Origin of the sequence: Microcoleus sp. Pol11C2, from assembly GCF_036701505.1 — a bacterium.
Taxonomy (GTDB): Bacteria; Cyanobacteriota; Cyanobacteriia; order Cyanobacteriales; family Microcoleaceae; genus Microcoleus.
In genome coordinates, this window is record NZ_JAUBQX010000075.1 from 1 (window position 1) to 23,418 (window position 23,418).

Genomic DNA, 23,418 nt, shown 5'->3' on the forward strand with positions numbered 1-23,418 from the left:
TCTGTGTTAGGGTTAGACGTTTCGCAATCATAAAGAATTAATGGTGTGCCATTTTCAGTACCCGAAGATCCAGATACGTCAAGGCATCTGCCAGACAATTGGTTCCTAATAAGCCTCCCACGAGCTGGTTGTGCAAAAACTCCTGAGCTTGCATAAGCACAAACTACCGTTAAGCAAATGGCACTGTAGCACAGAATTTTTTTCAGGTTCATTGTTAAATTGCCTTAAGGTTAGAAAGAAATTGAGAAAAAGTCAGAAATTTACTACTTATACAGATTATTTCTCCATAATATGCCACTTAAGTTGAATATCCGGAATCTTTCAACATATTTCTTTCCAGATTTTCTTCCGAGAAACCCATAGCGGGTATGTTATCTTCTTAAATAGTATGGTACCGTGGTATGGGACTAAAAGAGTAACATACTATGACTACTGACAAGAAACATATCGCCGTTTATCTCGCACCTGAAATTGAGCAAGCGCTAATTTCATTTTGCGAGCAACGAGGGCTGAAATCTAAGAAAGGAACCATGTTTAGCGCTGGGGTGAATGCTGCATTGGCTGAATTTTTCGGGATATCGCACACTAAAGAAAGTAGCATACCTCAGTACATTAGTAACATACGTAATGACATAGGTAACACACTTCAATCTGGTAGTAACATACCTAATGACATAGGTAACATACCTCTTCTACCTCTTGTACCTCTTGTGGAGGAATTGCCGGGAAAACAGCGGGCCTGAGCGATTCCAATAATGAATCGCTCAGGCAAGAATTGGAAGCAGTGCGCGCTACCAACCAGCAGTTACAGATGGAGTTAGGTAACTGCGAAGTTGAAAGGGAAAAACTCATTCAGGAATTAGCGGAAGCTCGATCGCAACTCGAAACAGAACGCGCCGATCGAGAGGAAATTGAGTCGCAACTCTGCGAGCTAAAGCAAAATTCTGCTCCGGCCGCCACACTTTCTGAGAAATTAACACCTGACGCGGCAATGATGTTGAGCAAGCTTCGAGCCAAGCGGAAAAAATCTAAGGTGGAATTAGCAGATGTTGAGGCGCTGCTGGAACTGCTCGACCAAAGCTGAGGACACAAAACTTTACCAGTTATTGATAGAGGGGAGAATGCTTAAAAGAAGGAAATCGACTAAACGAGTGCTACAATTGAAAGCACAGCATTTCCACGAAAATCGAAAATACACAGCAGCAAAGGCTGAGTATAAACGCTTAATAGAGTATTGATGAAAACGTGGGCTGGGGGGGAGCAGCCGGGCTATGGCCCGCCCCCCCCAGCCGCGCTCGGCACCGGGTCTGGTGATACCCGGTATAACAACAAAAATAAACATCTATGTGGTATAGTATGGAATTTCAAAATTGAGGCTTTCTAAATAGAAGCATTAAAACGTGTTCACTCCAGCGTTAGAATCAAATAACCTCAACCAAGATTTGGCAGCAAAGTCAATATTTTCTTTTTGACCTAACGCAGGTTCCAGCTTGGTGTGCTTAAATTTTCTACAATCAACCTATACACGCCAAAAACCGTCACGTATCAATTGGAACTGTTCCGTGACGGCTTTTGGATATTAACTCGCTTAGGGGCGAGCACAAACCTATGTCATATTGTACTGCGATCGAAGCTTCCATTTCCACCACTGGCGCAAATCTTACTCTCTGCCCAGAGCCTAAACAGCTTTACGTTCAAATTAAAGATGACGTTGTAGACCAGATTATCGAGTACGGTCTGAGCAAGGTCGAATCAAAGCTTTTCTTCTATTTCCTCAAACTTGACCGATTTGGCGACAGACCCGCCAAAGTCAAAGTTGCTGAGATTTTACTGGCGACTGGAGTTAGCAAAAGCGTATATCATACTGCGGTCGCCAAATTTCAAAGGATGGGTTGGTTTAGCTTCACACACGCAGACGTTCAGATTAGCAATTTTTGTACGCCGACGAAAAAGTCCGAAAAATCGGACACTCACTCCGAAAAATCGGACACTCACTCCGAAAAATCGGACACTCACTCCGAAAAATCGGACTCTCACTCCGAAAAATCGGACACTAAAAAGCTGAAAGTCTTGCCAGGAAAGGGTTCTAAAACGTCTCAGACTATTCAGACTTACTCAAACTTACTTCAGACTCTCCCAGAAGGACAGAGAGAGAGTTTTGAAAAGTTTTGTTTAAAGAAAATTGAAGAATGTTCGTTCAAGATAGCTAGCAAAGAGGCTTGGCTTAATAAACATGGAATTGAGTATTTGAAGGAGTTTAAACAGATGTACTCAGAGGCTTTGGCTAATCCAGAAGCCATTCCCCCGAAAGTCGAGCCTTCCACGTTAGTAGACATTCGTTTCTTGAAAGTAATGTATGGAAATAATTGGGAGGAAGCGGCTAACCATCATGGATTAATTGTCCCGAATTCTCCGGCGGTAGAAAATCAAGAGAATGCTTTGGAGCTTGAACCGCGTGACACAATGGATTGGTAAATAATTAGCGGTTACATATAAAGGTTGCAGAAAGTTTTAGGTAACTTTAAGCCTTGGGTCAGGATACCTCTATATCCTGATGAAGCTGTAGCAGTCCTAGGCGTTAGGATATGCGCCATATCTAACCAAGGGCTTAAAAGCGGTACAGCTAGGCAAGAATACTGTAATTTCTCGTTAGGGCTCAAACCACTGCACGTATTAGGGAAAGGAAATGGCTGTAATACTTTAGCGCTTTTTACTTTTATTCCAATATGAGTAGACAAAACCGATGCCGAGGAGAGTGAGGGCTCCCCCAGGGTGATCACCTATTGCCCGAAACAAGGCCAGGGAATGGTTGTAATACTCTCTTGCTTTTGGTTTTACTCCCAAATCGTAGTAGACAAAGCCGATGTTGAGGAGGGTGAAAGCTTGTCCAGGGAGATCGCCTACAGGCCGTTTCAGAGTCAGGGACTGGTTGTAATACTCTAGGGCTTTCTGTTTTTCTGCCAAATCAGAGTAGACTTTGCCGATGTTATTGAGGGTGCGAGCTTGCCCAGGGCGGTCCCCTGTTGCCCGACTCAGGGGCAGGGACTGGTTGTAATACTTTAGCGCTTTCTGTTTTTCTCCTAAATCTGCGTAGACTACGCCGATGTTGTTGAGGGTTTTGGCTTCCCCACCGCGATCACCTACTGCCCGAAATAGAGTCAGGGACTGGTTCAAATACTCTAGCGCTTTCTGCTTCTCTCCTAAATTTGAGTAAACTAAGCCGATGTCGAGGAGAAGGTTGGCTTCACCACTGTGATCGAAGAAGGTGTTAGCTTTACCACTGCGATCTCTGAGTGTCCGAAAAACGGTCAGGGACTGGTTGTAATACTGTAGCGCTTTCTGTTTCTCTCCCAAATTTGCGTAGACTCTGCCAATGCTGGTGAGGGTGTTAGCTTCCACACGGCGATGGCCGAGTGCGCGAGTCGGGGGCAGGGACTGATTATAATATTCTAAGGCTTTCTGTTTTTCTCCCAAATCATCGTAGATACTGCCGATTTTGGTGAGGGTGAAAGCTTCCATACGGCGATTGCCTACTGCCCGATACAGAGGAAGGGACTGGCTGTGATACTCTAGGGCTTTCTGTTTTTCTCCCCAATATGAGTAGATAAAGCCAATGCTGCTGAGAGTGAGAGCTTCCTCACGGCGATCGCCTACTGCCCGATACAGGGTCAAGGACTGGTTATAATACTCTACGGCTTTCTGTTCTTCTCCCAAATCATTGTAGACACTGCCGATGTTGTTGAGGGTTTTGGCTTCCCCACCGCGATCACCTACTGCCCGAAATAGGGTCAGGGACTGGTTCAAATACTCTAGGGCTTTCTGTTTGTTTTCCCAATAATAGTAGGCGCCGATTTTGTTGAGGGTGTTGGCTTCCCCGCGGCGATCGCCTACTGCCCGATACAGTTTTAATGCTTCTTCATATTTGATGATCGCACCTCTTGAAGATTCTGCCGTTGCTTGCTGGGATAGTTGTACCCCTTCTTTGAAAGCTTTGTGGGCAGCCTCGCTACTGTTAGTTTGTGCTGTTTTTACGGTTTTGCCAACGGGCACGGCTGCTGCCAGTGGCTGACTTAGCTGAACCGCAAGTGCGATCGACATACTAGCCAAAACCCATTGAGTGCGATCGAACATAGCCACCCCTTTCGTATTTTTGTCAATTTTAATCACTAGCTCGCTTAGCGTAAATACAGGAAGAAGTAAGGTTGGTTGCGCCAAGATGCAACCAGCAAACATTCGATATAGTGGCAAGAGTTGGAGGCTGTCTGTCAGAAAATTAGAGTTTTCTAACGTAGTGGCAAAGGTTAGAAGCTTTAGGTGGGAAAAATCGGCTATCCTGATGAAGCTGTAGCGCTTCTAATGGTTGGGTTGGGGAATAAGTATTGATGACAGCGCTTAAAAATACCTAACCTCAGCCTGCAATCCCATATACCTCACCCTGTAACCTGCACCCCTTGGGTTGTACTCGGAGGCGATTGCCTTTTTTGACCTCGCATCCCAACATAAAAATAGTTTTTTCAGCTATTACCGTACATAGGTTTCAGCATTTTGTATTGAGATCTGATACAAAATAAAAACTGGCTTTTAGTGCCTAAAACAGCACTGCCATCCGTTTATAAAAATGGTAAGGAGAAATCATCATGCCCTTTATCACTCAAAAAAATTTAAAGTTCAAAGCTTGGTTACAAGAAGAAACCGAGGCAACAATTATCGGGAGTGGGTTGGCAACTCAAGGTCAACTGCGGAAATTGATAGAAGGGCAGAGCTTTATTGACTGCAATGGACAGCGCTGGTGGAAGTACCGCAATCAACACATAGTCTTCTCTCCTCTATGGCCTGGACACCGTAAGAAAGAATGGCTCTATTATTCCCACCCACTGCCAGAAGAGGAACCTCAACCTAAACCTACTGATGCTGTACTAGGTGGTAAAAACGCAAAACCCCGACCTTATGACGCAGTGCTAGGGGGAAACCCTTAGATTAAAGGTATTCTGCCGTTTATGAAAACGGCAAGTATCCATTTATGGAAATGGTATTAACTTCACAGTGACTAAGGCTGTCTTACAACTGTGTCTTACATAAGACCCCTACTCTCTAACTTCTACCCTTTCCCCGTCTAGAACAAAGTTTTGGAGTGAGTGGGAAAATTGGGGTTATCCCCGCCTAACTCATAGCGGGATTTTTTCGACGGGCTGGTAAGTCTTTGCCGAAGTAAAAAAGATTTAGAAGACCGTCGGAAAAATAGCCGCCTGCCCGTCCGGCTGAGGACATCAAAAATCGTGTGTCACGCGCTTGAACCTGTTTTATAACCTTAGCGGTTCTAGTTTCTGGCTCAAAAAATATGGCTCTTTTGATAAAGCTGTAGCAGTTGGGGGTGTTAGATCTTTATAAGGTGGATTTTGGCAGAATTAATTGGGGATAGAGCATGAAGGATAAAGATGAAGTTAGGACTGTGGCACAAAAACAGGCTACTCTGCAAAAAATTAGGGAAGGGATAGAACGAGACGGGGGTGGAGGGTTCATCCTTACAGTTGCCTATGAGGCTTTACCCGAGAGCATTGAGATAAAGAAATTGTGCGAAAGTTACGAGCGCGCTTGGGAATGGGATAAGGATGAACCCGGAGAAAGCAGGACTGAAGCAGAAACAAAGTTAACAATCTACAGTTTGGAAGAGTCGGAATGGATTTTCCTGATGCTTTCGACTATGAAGGGAGATGTACAGCCAACTATTGAACACACCAACCGCGTGACACACACGATTAGGGTTAGATAGGAAACTAATAATTGAGCATTTTCCCGCCTAAACCCCTAGCGGGATTTTTACGATTGGTTGCCATTGTCTTTTTCGTAGTCACAATTAAGAAATTGACCATCGGAAAAATAGTCGCCTGCCCGTCCGGCTGAGGACATCAAAATCCGTGTGTCACGCGCTTGACAATGTTGAGCATGACTGTTATGGTAAATGAAACGCTTGACACACGGGATTCATTTGTTATGCCAAACCCTAAAGGACACGAAGACTCAATCAAAGATTCCCGCTTTAAAGCTGCTTGGCATAGCGGCCCGACTCGCACTATTCGAGTTCCGATCGCTTTGGCTGACGCTACTCTCCAGTATGCCCGACAACTTGACAAAAAAATCGAACCGCGTGACACACCCGATAGTCGCCGTGGTTCCGAAGTAGATACAAAACAGTTTCAATCGCGTGATACAAGCGGTTCAACTGATGAAATAAAGCGATTGAAGAGTGAATGTAAGCGACTTCAGAATTTAGTGAGTGACATGAGGATTGAGCTGTACCAGACCCGACGCGCTGAAATTGAGCTACCAGAAGCTGCTGATTTATTAAACAGGCTCAAAGCCAAGCGTAAGAAGTCAGCGGTAACACTCGCAGACATTGAGACAATTTTGGAGATGATTGAAGGGTAAACCCCAAAAGGAATTAGAATCAGAACGGGCTAAACAAGTGCTACAATTCAAGAAGGAAGCCTGAAATAAAACCAAAATAATTCTTGAAGTGTGGGGCGTAACTAAAGGCGGATCGCCCAAGTGCAAAGCAGCAGAGGCTGAGTACAAACGCTTAGTAAAGGAATAGGGACTATGAGAACGTGGGCCGGGGGGGACAGCTCTCTGGCCCGCCCTCCCCGGCCACGATTACCCGCTCGCTCGCAGGGTAAATCAACCGGGTTGAGTGATACCCGGTCACTAAACAAAAGAAAATATACACATTAAGATAGAGGGAAGGTATATCTCTAGACAGATGCAGCCATTTTTGAAGCTGTAACATTTTTTGGTTTTAAGATGAAGAAAAGTAACGAAAAAAGTAAAAGTGGGCGTGGGGGGGCGAGGTCAGGGGCTGGAGGAGGTGGTTGCTGGAAACACGGGCGGACAAAATTGGTACGCCTACCTGTAACATTACTGGATGAAATACTGGAAGTGGCGCGATATATGGATCGGAATGAGGGGAGACTACCCTGGTTAACTCCTCCTGTAATCACTTCGGGGCATCCTACCCACAGCTTGTCTGAAGAAGAATTGGAAGATTTTTTCGCTAAAAAAGATGCGCGTAACCTGGCTGATAAGGTCATGCGTGGGGATGAGCAAGTCTTGGTTAGTGACAAAACTTTTGCAGCTTTTCCTTGAATTTTGCCATCCAGCAGAAAGGCTCAAGGTACTCTACCCTCTAGCGGGATTTTTCCGAAGTTCCGCTAGCAAGCTCCGCAAAAATTACCAGCTTCCGGTCGGAACTTTGGAAAAATAACCGCCATTCCCGATGATTGCGCTCGGTGCAGCGGTAGAATCAAGATTAGATAAAACTGTCCTGGCTGGCTCATTCATGTGTGAGTCAGGTGGCTGCCAGGTTATCTGGACAAAAGACCTAATAGGCAATTGGTGGAGTCCTAATCCTGCGTAAGTAGGATTAATCCTGAAGATAACCCTTAGAGATGTCTTGGACAAGTGAGTATTAGCAGTGCGTGACAGAGGCTAAGAAACCTTATCAAGGTAGGTTGGAGGAAGGCGGCGATTCAGAGGCCGGAGAAACAGGCAGCATCGGAAGGCTGCGTGTGCGAAGGATGCAACACACCAATGTAAACAAGCTGGAGGATTTCCCATTCGCACGGGAGAGCTAGCTTTTATCGTCATATCTTTTTCTTTGACGGCTAAAAGCGGTTCCTATTGTGATGCTGAAAAACAGCACCCAAAATCCTCCAGCAATTACAAACACCAAAAAACCGCTGCGTCAATTGGAACCTGAACAGCGGCTTTTGGATATGGTCGGAAGACCAAACAATCTAGTATGAATACTAACTTACTGAGGCATCACTTTTCAAGTGAGATGTTCAGTTGGCCGCTAGTACCCGTTTGTGGGAAGCGACCTTATCATAAAAAATGGATCACTGAAACTTATCATCCCTCTGAAATTGTTGGTCAAATTGAAGCCGGCAAAGCTACAGGTTTTGGGGTGAAATTGGGTAAAGGTCTGTTGGCCATAGACTTTGACGGTGACTCAGCTCTACAACTTTTATCTAAATTGTCTGGGGAAAATAATCTTGATATTTTCTCTCAAACGACTAGCTGGAGTAGCGGTCGCCCTGGGCGTAAACAGTGTTTATTTTCTGTTCCCGAAAAAGATTGGTCGCGTCTCCGCAATCTTAGAATTGCCACGGGTGTGGTTGATGCGGATGGAGCTGAAGAATTTTTAGAGTTCCGATGGTTGGGAACTCAAAGCGTGTTACCCCCAAGCATTCACCCTTCTACACTCAAGCCATATCAATGGATAAATAACCCGGCTCAATTTCCTCCGGTGTGCGCTCCTGAGTGGCTTATTAACTTATGTGAAAGCTGGCATAGCGAGTATGCGGGGCTTGATGAACTTGATTTAGTCCGATTTCCAGTGCGGCTTTTTCCCTACTTTGGCCGCCAGATGTTGCCCTGGCTCCTCGCTCGACGTTTCGATGTGTCTCGCTGGCAAAATTCCGGCTGTTCTAAGGGTTCGGGCGTCGGTAAATTTACTTTGAAGGCCGCTAGTCTTATATTGAATCGCAGTCCTGGGCACATCAGGAAGCTGCTTTCTGCGGCTAAAAGTTCGGGGTTGATAAGAAGCTACAAGCAACACGGGGACTGGGTTACAGTCTATTATTCGAGTTTGGAAAGAGCGATCGCAATTGCAGGGCTAGATAAACTCGCCCCGATCGCTTCTATAAATATTGACTCTTTAAAAAATATCCATCTCATCGCTACCGAGGTGGAAGCTCAGAATTTGCAGCGATCGTCTTTCCACCTCCAACGGCGGGAAGAAATCGAGCAAATAAAGCCGGGGGAACCTTCCGGCCTCCGCACTCCGACGCAAATAATGACCGCTTCTACGCACCCCTGCGATAACCTGGCGCGGGTACTGGGAAGAAGTGAGCGGTTCATTTTTTGCGAATCGGGGTTTAAATTCTACGGCGGTAGTCAAGAAGCGATCGCACAATTGCGCGGTTTATCTTCGAGCACTGTTAGCCGCCACCTTTCAAATAGTTATCGGCTGGCTGCTTCTCCGGTGCGGAAGTTCCGCTCGGAGTTGTCCCCGATTTCTAAAAAGCAACTGCTTGAGCGTCTCCCGCTCTTGCAAAATATGCCAGCTAACTTCTGCCGTGAAGATGGCTTAATTCTTTTGGGGGGCGATTGGTACAAGCCACATCCCAACATTTATTTACTAAATCATCGCCTGGTGTCTGCTCGTCGCCGTCGGGCTGCAATTCATAAGCAGAAGTTATTGGTTTTGAAAATCTCGCCGGGGGATTTAGAGAATAAGTTTTGCTTATCAAAAGTTGTGAGAGAAGATTCTTCATCGAAAAAAAACTCCCCAAAAAACCAGGACAAGGAAAAGCAAAAATGATCATAGCTCAGCAGTAAACAAAAAAGTGTCCTAAATTACATCAAACAGGTGGGACACACTCTCTAGCTTCTACTTCGATTACCATCATTTACCCCGGCGATTTCTTCAGATACGCGACAGTACAATTGTTCGGGTTCGGGAGCTGTGTTTTCGCCTGTCTCACTACAACCGTGTTCAGTCGCCCATCATCAATCGGTTGCGCCAGGACTTGGCTTGGCAGTTCCCTGAAGTGATGAACGTCCGGTCTGTTGTAGGGGCATCTGGGGACGCACCACTGTTGTGGGGGTGGATTGCTGGGCAGCGGAACTCTGCAAAGTACGATCGCCTTTATGCGGCCACTGTAGGGAGCGGCCTTATTGAGGAGACTCGCTTCGCCGCTAAAATGCTCTGTGACCTCCAGCTCCAAGAGCGCAAAATCGAGCTGGAGCTTTTTGGGCTGGTAAATTCTGACGTTCGCTTTCTCCCTTATCGCAAAGTCTTCACCCAATTTGGTTTTGGACTCCGCGTCCAGGCGTTGATTCTCAGCCAGATTTACCCCATTGAAAATTTCTTTGGAGACAACGGCAAGCCAGAGGTCAAAATTTCTCGCGGTCGCAATTCCAAAAAACCAACGAAGAAGCGGTACAGCGAGCGGCGTTTTATGAAAACCCTGGGCGTAGCTCCGACTCGTGCCTGGTCGGGTGACGAGCAGAAAAAATCTTACCAGTCGGGGAGCGACGTTTGCAGGGTTGCTTTGTGGCAGTGGATCTTTACTCGCATCGAACCAACTCAAGCTCGGCTTCGCAGTCCGATCGGGGAGAAATTGTCTGCGTATTATCTGGAGTGCAAGAATGGGCAGCCCATTAAACTTGTGCGATCGCGTTTGGCGGCTAAAGCTGTCCGAATGCTTTGGCGGGAGTTAGTCAAAGAGATTGTAGGCTCTGGTGTAGACAGCAATGTAGACGGTGCAGACATAATGCCAAACATTGCACTAGACGCGGAGCTAGACAATTAAAGTTTGTCAGACGAAGAACGTGGGCCGGGGGACAGCTCTTGTGGCCCGCCCCCCGGCCGCGACTGCCGCTCGATCGAACCGGGTTAGGTGATACCCGGTATACACCTAAAGCAGTAAGTAGAAATACTTGATTAAAAATGCTCGAAAACTGCCAGTCAGCTAAATTTGAAAGCCTTATACAGCCTCGTTGTTAAGCGTTTCTCTTACTGGAACCTATTAGGTTCCGGGAAAGTTAGCAATATGCAGCGTCATTCTAAAGGGTTCATCGGTAAAAGGTTTTGCACAACCCTAGGGTTCGGCAAAAAACTTTACTACAGAACCCTTGTTCTGTAAGGATTCCAGCCGTTAGCGCATCGTCAAAACCGCCAAAAACCTCAAATCTAAGCCTGGTAATGGTTCTAGCGATTAAGTAAATTGCGAATTTAACAAAATCCCTAGTGAAACCTATTAGGTTTCGCCAAAGTTAGCAAACGTAGTATCGCACTAACCCTTTGTAAATCCATGAATCTAATCCTCTACCCAAAACTCAAAGCTCGCAGCCGCGAAGCAATTCTCGATCGCCCCACGTACTACCCCTTTCCCTCCTTGGTCGATCGTCTGGCGCGGCAGACAGGTCTATCCCCGAACCAAGTGCGCTTGCGGCTGCGACTGGAACGGGAATACCTGCTGAGGATTCTTGACAGTGCGCTGTAGCCTTGTGTTCGCTTAGCTAGTTGTAACGCTTTGTAAACAAAAGGTTGCTCTTTTAAAAAAAGAGTACCTTTTCCCAGTCATTGCCTCTAATTTTAGTGATGGAGCTAATAGCTGAATTGACAAGCGTACAAGAAAGCTTTTTTAGTCAAGCTTGAAATGATTCTGCAACCGTAGCAGAAATGCCAGGTAAAACCGTTATCAAGTAAAGATTATGCGTTTTTGTATCAGAATTTTTATTTGAGAATTGGTGCTTTTTACTTATTCCGAAAAAAGCATTTTAATTCCTAATATTAACTGTCTAGATGAGTAGATTCTCTCTGTGGGAACGGTTTGTAAAAAAACCTCTGGCATCAATTCAAAACTCATGATATTATCGGGATAGCTAATTAACAGCTAATGTTAATAGCCAATGAAAAACCCCCGGGAAACCTTGACCGCAGTCCACTCTCAAAAACTGGCTGCTGGTTGGGGTTTATGGGGGTTTGACCAATATAAACTTAAGTTCAATCTATCATGAATATCTCAAACACAGCAAGCTCTTTTGCTGAGTCTGTGCTTTTGCTAGCCTACTCCCCAGGGCTAGATAGCAGTGTTACCAAAAATTCAACTCAATTAAATATTTGTTTTGGCGGGTGCTTGGCAAATGGTTTGCATTAGCCAAAGCCAAACCCGCATCCCGGAAAGTTGGCCGCGCGTGCCCCTCCGGGGTAAGCGACCTTATAAAAAGGGATGGGTCGATCGGCACTTCTCTCACTCAGAGATTCTCACCGAACTTGAAACTGGCAAAGCTACGGGTGTCGGGGTGAAGCTGGGAAAGGGACTGTTGGCGATCGACTTCGACGGCAATTCGGCGGCCGACGCGCTCAAGAAATTCGCCGGGGAAAACGGTCTACAAGATTTTGCCACGACAACTAGCTGGACTAGCGGCCGCCCTGGACGCAAACAGTGTCTATTTCGGGTTGAAGAGAAAGACTGGCCGCGACTGCGTAATTTACGGATTGGCACCGGAGTTACGGGAGATGACGGCAAGGAAGAAGGGCTCGAGCTTAGATGGCAGGGATGGCAAAGCGTCCTGCCGCCGAGCCTTCACCCGCTAACAGGTCAGCCCTACACTTGGATCAACGACCCCGCGCAACATCCCCCGGCGATCGCTCCAGAGTGGTTGATTTCGCTTTGTGAAAATTGGCACACCGAGTACGGCGGCGAGGAAGAACTCGACTTAATCCGCTTCCCCGCCCGACTATACAAGCATTTCGGTCGCCCTCTGACAATGTTGCTGCTAGCCCGTCGCTTCGATAATTCCCGGCAAAGTCACGGCGGCAAAAACAAAGGCAGCGGCGTGGGCAGTTTCACACTTTTAGCCGCTAGCCGCATCCTGAACCGCAGCACCGGCCACATCCGAAAACTGCTGCGCGCGGCTAAAGTTTCCGGGCTAATCAGGAACTACAAACAGTGCAAAGGCTGGATTACCGTTTGGTACTCCAGCCTCGAAAAAGCGATCGCACTGGCCGGGTTAGAGGAACTCGGCCCGATCGCCGCCATAAATATTGATCAGCTATCCAATATCTACTTCATCGCTACAGAAGTGGAAGCGCAAGCTTTGCAGCGAGCTTCTATGCACCGCCAAAGGCAAGAAGAAATCGAGCAAATCAAAGCTGAGGGCGGGAACCCCCAGCTAAATCCAAGTCAAATAGTTAAACCGATCGACCTGCACACCTGCGATTATCCGGCGCGGGTACTGGGAAAGGGCGATCGGTTTGTCTATTGTACTTCGGAGTTCCGCTTTTACGGCGGAAGCCAAGAGGCGATCGCGAAGCTGCGGGGAATCTCCCCCGCAACCGTGAGCCGGCATCTCTCAAATAAGTATCGGTTGAAGCCGACACCCGTTCGGGGATACCGCCAGGACGCGGCGCCAATTGTTAAAAAGCAGTTGCTCCAGCAGTTGCCCCAACTCCAGAATATGCCGCCAAAGCTGTGCGCTGAGGATGGGTTGTTTTGGATCAAAGACAACTACTGGAAGCCACACTGTAACGTCTATTTACTGGACTACCGGTTGATATCGGCCCGCCGCCGAAGGAGGGCCCTCAAGGCTGCCCCAACCGATAACATTTGTTTATTGAAAATTTCCGCCGGCCGGGGGGATTTAGAGGATAAGGCTTTCTTATCAAGCTTTGATTTAAAGGCAGAAGAGTACCCAACTCCAATATCCAATCGCCGACAAAATTTTAATAACAAACCGGAACAAGGCAAAGCAAAAATGATCATGCCTCAACAGTAAGCCGAAAGAGTCCGAAATTTCGGCTTACTGTTGAGGCATGGACGGACTTTCTAACATCTCTCCCAATAGTTAGAATGTTGGGGCTGATTTTAGGTGTCAAATGACTGTCATTCCGTTTCCCAAGCGCGGCCCTCGACTTCTGAAAGTTAGAGAGTCTGTTTCGCCACCCCCAAAAACTAGCTCCAACAGGAGGACATACTTGGAAGTTCGCGATCGGGAGTATTTGTTTGAGGATGAGGTGGAGGCGATGATTAAGGCGGCTCGGAAAGGGCGCTGGGGACATCGGGACTCTACGCTAATTCTGATGGGTTACAGACACGGGTTGCGGATATCGGAGCTGGTGAACTTGCGCTGGCAACAAATCAATCTCAAGACGGCTCACATCCACGTTAGGCGGCTCAAGGGTTCACGTCCTAGCGTTCACCCGCTGGCTGGGGAAGAGATGCGATCGCTCAGGCAGTTGCAAAGAGATTTTCCTGACTCGCCTTACCTGTTTGTATCGGAGCGGGGCGGGCCAATGACTCCAGACGCGGCAAGGAAGATGATTAAGAAGGCGGGGGAGGTTGCTGAGCTTCAGTTCCCGGTACATCCCCATATGCTTCGGCATGGCTGCGGGTACTATTTGGCGGCTAAAGGCATAGACACTAGGGCGATTCAAGATTATCTGGGACACGCCAACATCCACCACACAGTCCGGTACACCCAGCTAGCACCGCACCGTTTTGATGGGTTTTGGGACGACTGACTGTTACATAATCGCTTATGTAACTACTAGGCAACCAGTCGTTACCTAGTAGTTACTTATAAATTTATTGCAGGCGGCTTAATGAAGTTGTAACGGTTTTAAAAGCTGGGTCAGCTTATGTCTCTAACCTGATAAAGCTGGAGCAGTTGCAAGTCCTGGGGCCAGCTTATGCGGAGTTAATGGTAATAAGCAATGATTTGGGACTTGAGTTCGTGACAGCCGAGTCTTAACAATACGGAAAACCCTAATCAGTTTTTTAAGAGCGAACGCTACGCTTGATAAATCCTTTTGTAAAAAGCAATTATGAGCAACAGCCCTCAAAATCAAGACTCGCTCGGAGAAAAACTTAAAGCGGCCTTTAATAGCGATAATTCTGACAAAAATTATAATGCTCTCAAAGCAGTCGTTAGCTCTGTACCAGCAGTCGGGTCATTAGCGGTAGGCTTTTTTGATAGCTATATTGTCCCTCCGGCAACGCAAAGGACTTATAAATTTTTAGAAATTTTAGTCCAAGAATTAGAGACGCTAAAATTTAAAATCGAATCAGTTGATTTTGAAAGTCCCGTTTTTGTGACAACTTTTCTCCATGCATCTCAGATAGCTTGTCGCACTCATAAGGAGCAAAAACTTGAGGCTTTAAGGAATATAGTCCTCAATTCATCTATTCCCATATCCCTAGAGGATGATGTTTTAGCGATGTTTCTCAATTGGATTGATGGTTTTACTGCACTTCATATTTCTACTTTAAAGCATCTTCATTACCTGGATAGGTATGCCTTAGAGGAATTACATAGATATTTTCCTAGGTTGGAGGAAAATAGGGCTATATACAATCAGGTTTTGAACGACTTGGCAGACAGGGGTTTGATAAGTTTAACAGAAAAATACACTACAGAAGAAGATGATGATGATATATATTTGCAAAGGATGGGATTTGCTATGCCCGTAACTTCTCCTAGTTATCAGCATTCTCTTGGATATCATCGACCAAAAAAAAAGGGAGAAAAAGAGATAAAAATGAAAACCTTTAAGCACCGGGAAAATATTGATACTCTCCTTAAGAATAATCGTTCATATAGTCAAAAAAGCAAAACTACAGAATTAGGAAAGCAGTTTATTAGGTTTATTGAAAGCCCCTCTCTTCAAATAGAAACGGTTTGAAGCCTTTGGCTCCCGTTCCCATAAATGGTGAGATAGAGGTGCTAGCCATTTATGGAAACGGTAATGAGTAACAAAGCAGACTTACGAAAGCTTTACCAGTTCAAGCCCAGGCTCAGAAGATGGAATTATTTTGATAGACCTGTAACAGTCCCAGTCGGTTACGTCTGCAAACTCACATATTCTGACGTAGCTGCGCTGCTTCCACGTCCTAGGCGGGAAAATACCGTTCTTTGGTGGTGGCGGTGGGTATTTTGTTGACGGCTTTGGGTATTGGTGCTTTGATAGGATGGCTAACTTTGGTCGCAAAGAGAGTTTACGCGGGGGAAAACGGTTTATTGAAGCAGGAGCAGGTGGAGGCTTTTCGGTGGGAGACTAGCGCTGAGGGGAAGTTTGCTCGGAATTTGATGAGGTGGAATTCCAATAGCCTAACTAATCTAGAATATAAGAAAGATGTCAAGCGCTAGGCGTTTAAATTGCGATATAAACCAAACAAATTTAAAATGATTACGATGATGAAAATAATTAAAGGATTGGTAGTCAAGTAATGTTCAGTGTTGTAAGTCTATTTAGCGGCTGTGGAGGTTTAGATATTGGCTTTAAAGAGCTTGGCTTTGAGCTAATATATGCTTGCGATAGTGATGCTGCTGCGGTTGACTGTTATTCAAGAAATGTAGATCAAAATGTATTTTTGCGAGATGTTACATCTAGCGATTTTCATGAAGATATTAAGCAGTTAGGACACTGTGATGTAGTTTTAGGCGGTTTTCCCTGTCAAGGTTTCTCTAAAGCCGGCCCCAAAAATGAGAATGATACGAGAAATACACTGTATACACAGATGTGGCGAGCAGTAAATAAATTGCGACCTGCAATTTTTATTGCGGAAAATGTAGATGGAATTAATCAAAATTTTAAAGGAAATTATTTAAAATGTATTATAGAAGACTTTAAACAGATTGGGTATAGAGTCGAATATCGTACTCTAGATACTGTATGGTTTGGAGTTGCACAGCACAGAAGAAGAACGTTCTTTGTTGGTGTTCCAGAAGAAGCAGAAAATACATTCCGTTTTCCATCTCCTACTTATGAAATCAAAGCAAGAAATGGAGAATATAAGCTGTTTAATGAGTTGAATGATGACGAAATTAGTTCTAGGCAATTAAAACCAGTTTTGACAATTAAAGATGCCATTTCAGATTTACTTGAGCTTGATAGTAAAGTTCCAGATCATAAAATTACTACTAATTGGCCGAAAACTTATAAATTTATATTTAAAAGTATAAAGCAAGGACAAAAGCTTTGTAATGTTAGGCACTCTTCTTCGTCTGTTTATACTTGGGAAATACCAGAGTTTTTTGGAGAAGTTACTGAACGAGAGCGTATTATTCTTGAAAATATAGGAAAGCACCGCCGTCATAAAAAGTACGGGGCAATCCCCAATGGAAATCCTATACCCACTAAAGAAATTGAAATGCTTTCGCAACTTACGGATATTGAACTAGAGTTAAAGTCCCTAATGTCTAAAGGTTATTTGAAGCAAAAAGACGGCAAGTATGATTTAAAAGGGGCAATGTTCTGTTCAGGTTTATTTAAAAAGCCGTTTTGGAATGAACCGTCACCCACTATTCTTACTAACTTTTATAATCCGCGCTATTTCTTGCACCCCCTCAAAGATCGACCATTCTCATTACGAGAGTGCGCCCGCCTCCAAGGGTTTCCAGACATTTTTATTTTTACAGAGGGTAGCTCTCAGCTCGATCTTGTTAGTGGATACCGCCTAGTTGGGAATGCTGTACCTCCTCCGATATCAAAACTATTTGCAAAAGCTACGTTAGATTATATTCGTAGTTCTTCAAAAAATCTTTCTATTTTGCAGAAAGATCCCTCGACTTCCCTGTTCCAAACTTTAATGTATCCAACCATGAAAGTACCTACTATAGCGCTAGATTTAGAAACCCAGCTCAAAGAATTTGATGTCTGGATTACTCCATCTTTAGGAGAAATTCAAGATAGCGGACGTTTTCAGCTAGTAATGAATAACGTAGTGGAAATTTTTGAATCATTAGCAACAGCGACAAGCAATTTTAATCAGCTAGACTCATGCCAAGCTATTGCCATAGCTAATACTTTTATTGAGCTTATTCAAAATAAAAATGAGCAAGAAGCACAGAAATATCTTGAAGCGCTCGCTACAGTTTTGTTCTTGGTAACTGGAAAGTCAGACAATAATAGCAAATGCCAATTACCCCTTTATTTAAGAGATGAAGCTGGTTGGGAATCTTTACCAGCTATAAGGAGGAGTCAGGGAAAAAGTTTAGTTTATCATAAGAAAATTCCTAGAGTATTGAAGGCAGACGCTTATATGAAAAATGTTGCTGATTTATCAGTTAATAAAAATTTGCAACAACAACTTTTACAGGAGTTTGTTAAATTCATTTTGAAAGATGAGTCTTGCGTATCTCAGCTATGGAGCATTGGTCATAGCTATATAATCTTGAAACAGTTCCAGAAGGAGCGTGATTTACTTGCTCCTCTTATTATTTTTCAAGTTAGAGGCTCAGTTTCAGCTTCAGGTGGACACAAACCAGAGATGTTGTTAAGGGAGAGATTTACAGAGTGGGGACTTCAAGAAGGCATTGACTTCAATAAGACAGACGTAATCGTTGAGCCTGAAGCAACAAAAATTGCAATCAAAGAAACTGAGCAGCTTGAGCCAGAACAAGAACTACTAGATCCTACTGATGCGAAGCCAGAAGAGTTAGGTGAAGTTAAAAAAACTCGCGCCTATGATTTTGTACTACCATTTAAAACATTCAGTTGGAAACCTAGAATATTTGTACAGTGTCAGTTTTATGCGGGTGATTCTGGTAGTGTTTCTCACAAAAATATAGATCAAACAGAAACTTCACGAAATTATGTTCGTGGGTTTATACCAGATGCTCGTTTTATTGAATATGTAGATGGAGCAGGTTATTTCTCTTCCCTTAATGGTGATTTGAAAAAGTTATTATCAAAGCCTACAACAACCTCATTTTTCCAAGTAAGAAGCGCAGCGGTTAGACTGCGAAGAGAATTACAGGAGATAGGCTTTTTAGTACCTTTATCATTAGAGCAAGCTATTGCAAGGTCAGATGGGGATAAAGACCATACCAAGCAAATTCTTCAAAATTCAGGATACTCAGATTTAGAGATAAATAGATGTTTGCAAACTTCTTTAGAGCGAAATTTAATTTTTGAAGTTAATGGTAACCTCTTGCTCCAAGAAGATAGGCGTTTTCTCGTTAGGAGGTATTTTCTTCTTGATGTGATTGCTCAATATGGAAAACCAGCAAAAAGCAAAAAAGAATTGGTAGGTTCAATCATTATTCCTGGTTATGGACCTTTTTATGGTATAAAGTTGACTAATTTAGTAGGTGAAGCTTTTCAACTGGCTCCAGGTTTTCGTAATGATTGGTCTAACCCACAAGTAATAATGGAAGATATTAATTGGCTTTGTGAGGAGCGTTTAGCAATGCTTTGTTGAAAAGTAAGTATTGGCAAAGTCTTGCTTAGTATTTATTTTTTTTCGCTTACAAATCTCTAACCAATATGGTGCAAGGGAAGGAAGGAAAGCTTGGCTGGTAATGCAAAGGTAATCTTCCGCTATTCTTAACGGTTAAATAAGGAGATTTTTGAGGAAATAGCAGTTTCCCCGCCTAAAACAAGGTCTTGGACTGAGCGGGAAAATCACCCTTTCGCCGTCTAAACCCCTAGCGGGATTTTTTCGACGGTCTGCTAAGTTTCTGCTGAAAGGAAAAACTCGGTTTCAGACCGTCGGAAAAATAGCCGCCACCACCGCTAGACGATTACTAGACGAGATGCTACTATTTGTCTGGCAATAATTACTAGACAAATGCTAGACACAATGCTACTATGTATCTATTGATAGCTAGACAGGTGCTAGACATGATAGACAGATGCCAGCTTAACTTAAGATTAGACGGACGCCGTGACTTGCTCGAAACAATAAAGCAAGTAGCAGCAGCAGAGGGTTTAAGCGCAAATGCTTGGGTAGTAAGAACTTTAGAGCAAGCAGTCGTCAATCCTAGCCCAAAATTTGAAGCAACCCGCCCAACATCGACAGTAGTAAATATTGAACCGCTGCTAGACGATAAACTAGACAAGCTGCTAGACGATAAACTAGACAAGCTGCTAGACGATAAACTAGACAAGCTGCTAGACGATAAACTAGCGGCTAAATTAGCGGGGATTGAAAAACGCCTGGGAAAATTGAGAGCCTGAACGAGGGCAACGATGAATCGTTCAGGCTGGAATTAGAAAAGGCTAAAACTACTTATGACACGTTGCTAGAAAACAGTAACGTAGTCGTCGAAAGGCTGGAGCGAGAAGTGGAAGAATCCCGATCGCGACTTCAGACTGAGGAAAGCCGAGGGGATAAATTGTTGGAACAGTTGGAAGCTACCGAGTCCGCTTTAGCAAAATCCGAATCGGAAGTGTCAGACCTGATAAAAAGACTTGCAGCGTCTGTGGCAGAGGACAAAAAATCAGCGCCTGCCAGTGAATTCTCAGAGAAAACTTTACCCGACGCAGCAAAGATTCTTAGTAGGTTTCGAGCCAAGCGTAAAAAATCCTCAGTCACCCTTGCAGACATAGAAGCGATTTTACAAATGATTGAAGGAGGGTGAGTCCAAAAAACGTGCTAAACGAGTGCTACAATTCAAAAAGGAAGGCTGGAATAAAGCCAAAATAATTCTTGAAGTGTGGGGCGTAACTAAAGGCGGTTCACCCAAGTACAAAGCAGCAGAGGCTGAGTACAAACGCTTAGTAGAGGAACAGGGACTATGAGAACGTGGGCCGGGGGGGACAGCTCTCTGGCCCGCCCTCCCCGGCCACGATAGACCGCTCGCTCGCAGGGTAAATCAACCGGGTTGAGTGATACCCGGTATACTCCCCAAAACAGAATAACTAATGGTATATTGTCAACCCCAAAAAGATTGACCTAACCATTGGCAAAAATTTGAGTTTTACTTTTCCTTTTTTAAAAACGTTGGTGGGGGGGTAAAATCAAAATTAGATAAAACTGTCCTGGCTACTCGATTCAAGTGTCGATGTAGGTGGCTGCCAGGTTATCTGGATAAAAAAAAGACCTAATAGGCGATTGGTGGAGTCCTAGTTGTGCGTGAGTGCGACGAATCCAGAAGGCAACCCTAGAAATGTCTTGATGTAGCGAGTATTGAGTTGTGCGTGACAGGGGCTCAAGAAATCTCTCAAGGTAGGTTGATGGAAGGCGGGTCTAACAGAGCCCGGAGAAACAGGCAGCATCGGAAGGCTGCGCGTGCGAAGGATGCAACACACCAATGTAAACAAGCTGGAGGATTTCCCATTCGCACGGGAGAGCTAGCTTTTATCGTCATATTCTTGCTTTGACGGCTAAAAGCGGTTCCTATTGTGATGCTGAAAAACAGCACCCAAAATCCTCCAGCAATTACAAACACCAAAAAACCGCTGAATCAATTGGAACCTGAACAGCGGCTTTTGGATATGGTCGGAAGACCAAACAATCTAGTATGAATAGTAACTCACTGAGGCATCACTTTTCAAGTGAGATGTTCAGTTGGCCGCTAGTACCCGTTTGTGGGAAGCGACCTTACCATAAAAAATGGATCACTGAAATTTATCATCCCTCTGAAATTGTTGGTCAAATTGAAGCCGGCAAAGCTACAGGGTTTGGGGTGAAATTGGGTAAGGGTCTGTTAGCCATAGACTTTGACGGTGACTCTGCCCTACAACTTTTATCTAAATTGTCTGGGGAAAATAATCTTGATATTTTCTCTCAAACAACTAGCTGGAGTAGCGGTCGCCCTGGGCGTAAACAGTGTTTATTCTCTGTTCCCGAAAAAGATTGGTCGCGTCTCCGCAATCTTAGAATTGCCACGGGTGTGGTTGATGCTGATGGAGCTGAGGAATTTTTAGAGTTCCGGTGGTTGGGAACTCAAAGCGTGTTACCGCCAAGCATTCATCCCTCTACACTCAAGCCATATCAATGGATAAATAACCCGGCTCAATTTCCCCCGGTGTGCGCTCCTGAGTGGCTTATTAACTTATGTGAAAGCTGGCATAGCGAGTATGCGGGGCTTGATGAGCTTGATTTAGTCCGGTTCCCCGTGCGACTGTTCCCCTACTTTGGCCGCCAGATGTTGCCCTGGCTCCTGGCCCGTCGTTTTGATGTGTCCCGTTGGCAGAACTCCGGCTACTCTAAGGGTTCGGGCGTGGGTAAATTTTCTTTGAATGCCGCTAGCTTGATACTTAAGCGTTCCCCTGGACACATCAGGAAGTTGCTTTCTGCGGCTAAATCTTCAGGACTAATAAGAAGCTATAAGCAGCGCGGTGTCTGGATTACAGTATTTTATTCGAGTTTGGAAAAAGCGATCGCACTTTCGGGCATTGATAAACTGGGCCCCGTCGCTTCTATAAATATTGACTCTTTAAAAAATATCCATCTCATCGCTACCGAGGTGGAAGCTCAGAATTTGCAGCGATCGTCTTTCCACCTCCAACGGCGGGAAGAAATCGAGCAAATAAAGCCGGGGGAACCTTCCGGCCTCCGCACTCCGACGCAAATAATGACCGCTTCTACGCACCCCTGCGATAACCTGGCGCGGGTACTGGGAAGAAGTGAGCGGTTCATTTTTTGCGAATCGGGGTTTAAATTCTACGGCGGTAGTCAAGAAGCGATCGCACAATTGCGCGGTTTATCTTCGAGCACTGTTAGCCGCCACCTTTCAAATAGTTATCGGCTGGCTGCTTCTCCGGTGCGGAAGTTCCGCTCGGAGTTGCCCCCGATTTCTAAAAAGCAACTGCTTGAGCGTCTTCCGCTCTTGCAAAATATGCCGGCTAACTTCTGCCGTGAAGATGGCTTAATTCTCTTGGGGGGCGATTGGTACAAGCCACATCCCAACATTTATTTACTAAATCATCGCCTGGTGTCTGCTCGTCGCCGTCGGGCTGCGATTCATAAGCAGAAGTTATTGGTTTTGAAAATCTCGCCGGGGGATTTAGAGAATAACTTTTCCTTATCAAAAGGTTTTGAAGAAGATTTTTCAAAGAAAGAAAATCGCCAAAAAAACCAGGAGAGGGAAAAGCAAAAACGATCATAGCTCAGCAATAACCACGAGATTACCGGGACAGACTTTCTAAGATCCACCCCAAATCAACTACTCTTGCGCGGAACTTCTCTCGCAATCAGCGGAATTTCCTTCGCAACCTCCGGAGTAGACGCGATCGCTAATTTCCCAGCAAGTTAAGACTAACTGGCATTATCTGGTGCTTTGACTTTTGTGCAATTAGTGATCGCCTTTTTTGTAAACTAGATTTGTCCTTCTTAAATTCCCTATAACTTATGCCAAGACGTTTATCTGTTCTTCTACCAACAATCTTAGTATGCTGCGTAATAATAATTTTGCACGTTGCATTTTATAATATTGGTTATATGATATTAGTTCCAGTTTGGATAGCAGGAGCGTTAGCTGGTCCTCTTACGCTACTTTATTTAGTATATGACAAAGGGCATTTGATTGTTGCTGCACTTAGTCTAACAGCTTTATTACTAGCAATGATCCTCGCTCACCCAATAAAAACTCGCCGTTGGGCGGCTATCATAACCATAATTGGAGTCTGTGTCTGGATGAGTATTGGTTATTATAATATGTCGGAAATCTTATCTAGGATGGCTACCTAAATAAGCTCAGGGGTAGAGTACCATAACTCTTCCCTGTATCCCCGCCTAGAACAAGGTTTTGGAGTGAGTGGGAAAATTTGGGTATCCCCGCCTCAACCCTAGCGGGATTTTTTCGACGGGCTGTTAAGTCTTTGTCGAAGTGAAAAAAATTAGAAGACCGTCGGAAAAATAGCCGCCTGCCCGTCCGGCTGAGGACACTTAAACTTGTGTGTCACGCGCTTGACACTATTTCAATGACCTTAGTGGTTCCACGTCCTGAGTCAGGATATGCGGTTATCTTGATTAGATTCGCTGGGAGGGAAATACTTTCTAACCTCCCCCCCACAGATAGTTGATTTTGGATAAATCATCTGTTTGTCATTGTCCATCTTTGGTCTGTGTTAGGGTTAGACGTTTCGCAATCATAAAGAATTAATGGTGTGCCATTTTCAGT

The 23,418-nt window shown here is 44.8% G+C and carries 21 protein-coding genes; 19 read left to right on the forward strand and 2 right to left on the reverse strand.

Annotation, left to right across the window (positions count from 1 at the left end; translation table 11 throughout):
- A partial coding sequence (locus QUA42_RS25765) for a hypothetical protein (protein WP_333141285.1) occupies positions 1-212 on the reverse strand: 212 nt, incomplete at its 3' end.
- A gap of 213 nt (positions 213-425) precedes the next feature.
- Between QUA42_RS25765 and QUA42_RS25770 the strand changes: the two genes are divergently transcribed.
- From QUA42_RS25770 to QUA42_RS25780, 3 genes are all read left to right on the forward strand, one after another.
- On the forward strand, positions 426-743 hold the full coding sequence (locus tag QUA42_RS25770) for a hypothetical protein (RefSeq protein WP_333141287.1): 318 nt from the start codon (positions 426-428) through the stop codon (positions 741-743).
- A gap of 32 nt (positions 744-775) precedes the next feature.
- Positions 776-1,084, forward strand: a complete 309-nt coding sequence (locus tag QUA42_RS25775; RefSeq protein ID WP_333141289.1) for a hypothetical protein — start codon at positions 776-778, stop codon at positions 1,082-1,084.
- 524 nt (positions 1,085-1,608) lie between these two features.
- Positions 1,609-2,475 carry a hypothetical protein gene (locus tag QUA42_RS25780; protein ID WP_333141291.1) on the forward strand — a complete coding sequence of 289 codons (867 nt, stop codon included), beginning with the start codon at positions 1,609-1,611 and terminating at the stop codon, positions 2,473-2,475.
- A 225-nt stretch (positions 2,476-2,700) separates the two neighbouring features.
- On the opposite strand, the gene QUA42_RS25785 is transcribed toward QUA42_RS25780, so the two are convergent.
- Positions 2,701-4,167, reverse strand: a complete 1,467-nt coding sequence (locus QUA42_RS25785) for a tetratricopeptide repeat protein (protein ID WP_333141293.1) — start codon at positions 4,165-4,167, stop codon at positions 2,701-2,703.
- Positions 4,168-4,637: 470 nt separating this feature from the next.
- Here QUA42_RS25785 and QUA42_RS25790 point away from each other — a divergent pair, with 470 nt between their 5' ends.
- From QUA42_RS25790 to QUA42_RS25865, 16 genes are all read left to right on the forward strand, one after another.
- Positions 4,638-4,976, forward strand: a complete 339-nt coding sequence (locus tag QUA42_RS25790) for a hypothetical protein (protein ID WP_333141295.1) — start codon at positions 4,638-4,640, stop codon at positions 4,974-4,976.
- 446 nt (positions 4,977-5,422) lie between these two features.
- A complete protein-coding gene (locus QUA42_RS25795; protein ID WP_333141297.1) occupies positions 5,423-5,770 on the forward strand; it encodes a hypothetical protein in 348 nt (115 codons plus the stop codon).
- Positions 5,771-5,991: 221 nt separating this feature from the next.
- The gene (locus QUA42_RS25800) at positions 5,992-6,426 is read left to right on the forward strand and encodes a hypothetical protein (RefSeq protein ID WP_333141299.1); all 435 of its coding nucleotides are present in this window, start codon (positions 5,992-5,994) and stop codon (positions 6,424-6,426) included.
- Positions 6,427-7,017: 591 nt separating this feature from the next.
- Positions 7,018-7,140, forward strand: coding sequence for a hypothetical protein (locus QUA42_RS25805; RefSeq protein WP_333141301.1), 123 nt, complete (start codon positions 7,018-7,020; stop codon positions 7,138-7,140).
- Between the two features lie 655 nt (positions 7,141-7,795).
- Positions 7,796-9,379 (forward strand): bifunctional DNA primase/polymerase, encoded by a 1,584-nt coding sequence (locus QUA42_RS25810; RefSeq protein WP_333141303.1) that lies wholly within the window; start codon positions 7,796-7,798, stop codon positions 9,377-9,379.
- Between the two features lie 34 nt (positions 9,380-9,413).
- Positions 9,414-10,373 carry an IS110 family transposase gene (locus tag QUA42_RS25815; RefSeq protein ID WP_445301372.1) on the forward strand — a complete coding sequence of 320 codons (960 nt, stop codon included), beginning with the start codon at positions 9,414-9,416 and terminating at the stop codon, positions 10,371-10,373.
- Between the two features lie 501 nt (positions 10,374-10,874).
- On the forward strand, positions 10,875-11,066 hold the full coding sequence (locus tag QUA42_RS25820) for a hypothetical protein (protein ID WP_333141307.1): 192 nt from the start codon (positions 10,875-10,877) through the stop codon (positions 11,064-11,066).
- A gap of 625 nt (positions 11,067-11,691) precedes the next feature.
- Entirely contained in the window at positions 11,692-13,344 is a 1,653-nt protein-coding gene (locus QUA42_RS25825; protein ID WP_333141309.1) for a bifunctional DNA primase/polymerase, read from the forward strand.
- Between the two features lie 100 nt (positions 13,345-13,444).
- Positions 13,445-14,089: a tyrosine-type recombinase/integrase gene (locus QUA42_RS25830; RefSeq protein WP_333141311.1), complete on the forward strand. Its 645-nt coding sequence runs from the start codon at positions 13,445-13,447 to the stop codon at positions 14,087-14,089.
- Positions 14,090-14,392: 303 nt separating this feature from the next.
- Positions 14,393-15,250 (forward strand): hypothetical protein, encoded by an 858-nt coding sequence (locus QUA42_RS25835; protein ID WP_333141313.1) that lies wholly within the window; start codon positions 14,393-14,395, stop codon positions 15,248-15,250.
- A gap of 236 nt (positions 15,251-15,486) precedes the next feature.
- A complete protein-coding gene (locus QUA42_RS25840) occupies positions 15,487-15,714 on the forward strand; it encodes a DUF6753 family protein (protein ID WP_333141315.1) in 228 nt (75 codons plus the stop codon).
- An 80-nt stretch (positions 15,715-15,794) separates the two neighbouring features.
- The gene (locus tag QUA42_RS25845; protein WP_333141317.1) at positions 15,795-18,770 is read left to right on the forward strand and encodes a DNA cytosine methyltransferase; all 2,976 of its coding nucleotides are present in this window, start codon (positions 15,795-15,797) and stop codon (positions 18,768-18,770) included.
- 422 nt (positions 18,771-19,192) lie between these two features.
- Positions 19,193-19,528 carry a hypothetical protein gene (locus QUA42_RS25850; protein ID WP_333141319.1) on the forward strand — a complete coding sequence of 112 codons (336 nt, stop codon included), beginning with the start codon at positions 19,193-19,195 and terminating at the stop codon, positions 19,526-19,528.
- Between the two features lie 62 nt (positions 19,529-19,590).
- Positions 19,591-19,932 carry a hypothetical protein gene (locus QUA42_RS25855; RefSeq protein WP_333141321.1) on the forward strand — a complete coding sequence of 114 codons (342 nt, stop codon included), beginning with the start codon at positions 19,591-19,593 and terminating at the stop codon, positions 19,930-19,932.
- A 22-nt stretch (positions 19,933-19,954) separates the two neighbouring features.
- Positions 19,955-20,092, forward strand: a complete 138-nt coding sequence (locus QUA42_RS25860; RefSeq protein WP_333141323.1) for a hypothetical protein — start codon at positions 19,955-19,957, stop codon at positions 20,090-20,092.
- A 722-nt stretch (positions 20,093-20,814) separates the two neighbouring features.
- Positions 20,815-22,404, forward strand: a complete 1,590-nt coding sequence (locus QUA42_RS25865) for a bifunctional DNA primase/polymerase (protein WP_333141325.1) — start codon at positions 20,815-20,817, stop codon at positions 22,402-22,404.
- Positions 22,405-23,418: the final 1,014 nt, after the last annotated feature.

What these genes read in the sequence shown, in the direction of transcription:
- QUA42_RS25770 (WP_333141287.1), top strand. Translation starts at nt 426, where the DNA reads ATGACTACTGACAAGAAACATATCGCCGTTTATCTCGCACCTGAAATT.
- QUA42_RS25780 (WP_333141291.1), top strand. Translation starts at nt 1,609, where the DNA reads ATGTCATATTGTACTGCGATCGAAGCTTCCATTTCCACCACTGGCGCA.
- QUA42_RS25790 (WP_333141295.1), top strand. Translation starts at nt 4,638, where the DNA reads ATGCCCTTTATCACTCAAAAAAATTTAAAGTTCAAAGCTTGGTTACAA.
- QUA42_RS25795 (WP_333141297.1), top strand. Translation starts at nt 5,423, where the DNA reads ATGAAGGATAAAGATGAAGTTAGGACTGTGGCACAAAAACAGGCTACT.
- QUA42_RS25800 (WP_333141299.1), top strand. Translation starts at nt 5,992, where the DNA reads ATGCCAAACCCTAAAGGACACGAAGACTCAATCAAAGATTCCCGCTTT.
- QUA42_RS25810 (WP_333141303.1), top strand. Translation starts at nt 7,796, where the DNA reads ATGAATACTAACTTACTGAGGCATCACTTTTCAAGTGAGATGTTCAGT.
- QUA42_RS25820 (WP_333141307.1), top strand. Translation starts at nt 10,875, where the DNA reads ATGAATCTAATCCTCTACCCAAAACTCAAAGCTCGCAGCCGCGAAGCA.
- QUA42_RS25830 (WP_333141311.1), top strand. Translation starts at nt 13,445, where the DNA reads ATGACTGTCATTCCGTTTCCCAAGCGCGGCCCTCGACTTCTGAAAGTT.
- QUA42_RS25835 (WP_333141313.1), top strand. Translation starts at nt 14,393, where the DNA reads ATGAGCAACAGCCCTCAAAATCAAGACTCGCTCGGAGAAAAACTTAAA.
- QUA42_RS25845 (WP_333141317.1), top strand. Translation starts at nt 15,795, where the DNA reads ATGTTCAGTGTTGTAAGTCTATTTAGCGGCTGTGGAGGTTTAGATATT.
- QUA42_RS25850 (WP_333141319.1), top strand. Translation starts at nt 19,193, where the DNA reads ATGATAGACAGATGCCAGCTTAACTTAAGATTAGACGGACGCCGTGAC.
- QUA42_RS25865 (WP_333141325.1), top strand. Translation starts at nt 20,815, where the DNA reads ATGAATAGTAACTCACTGAGGCATCACTTTTCAAGTGAGATGTTCAGT.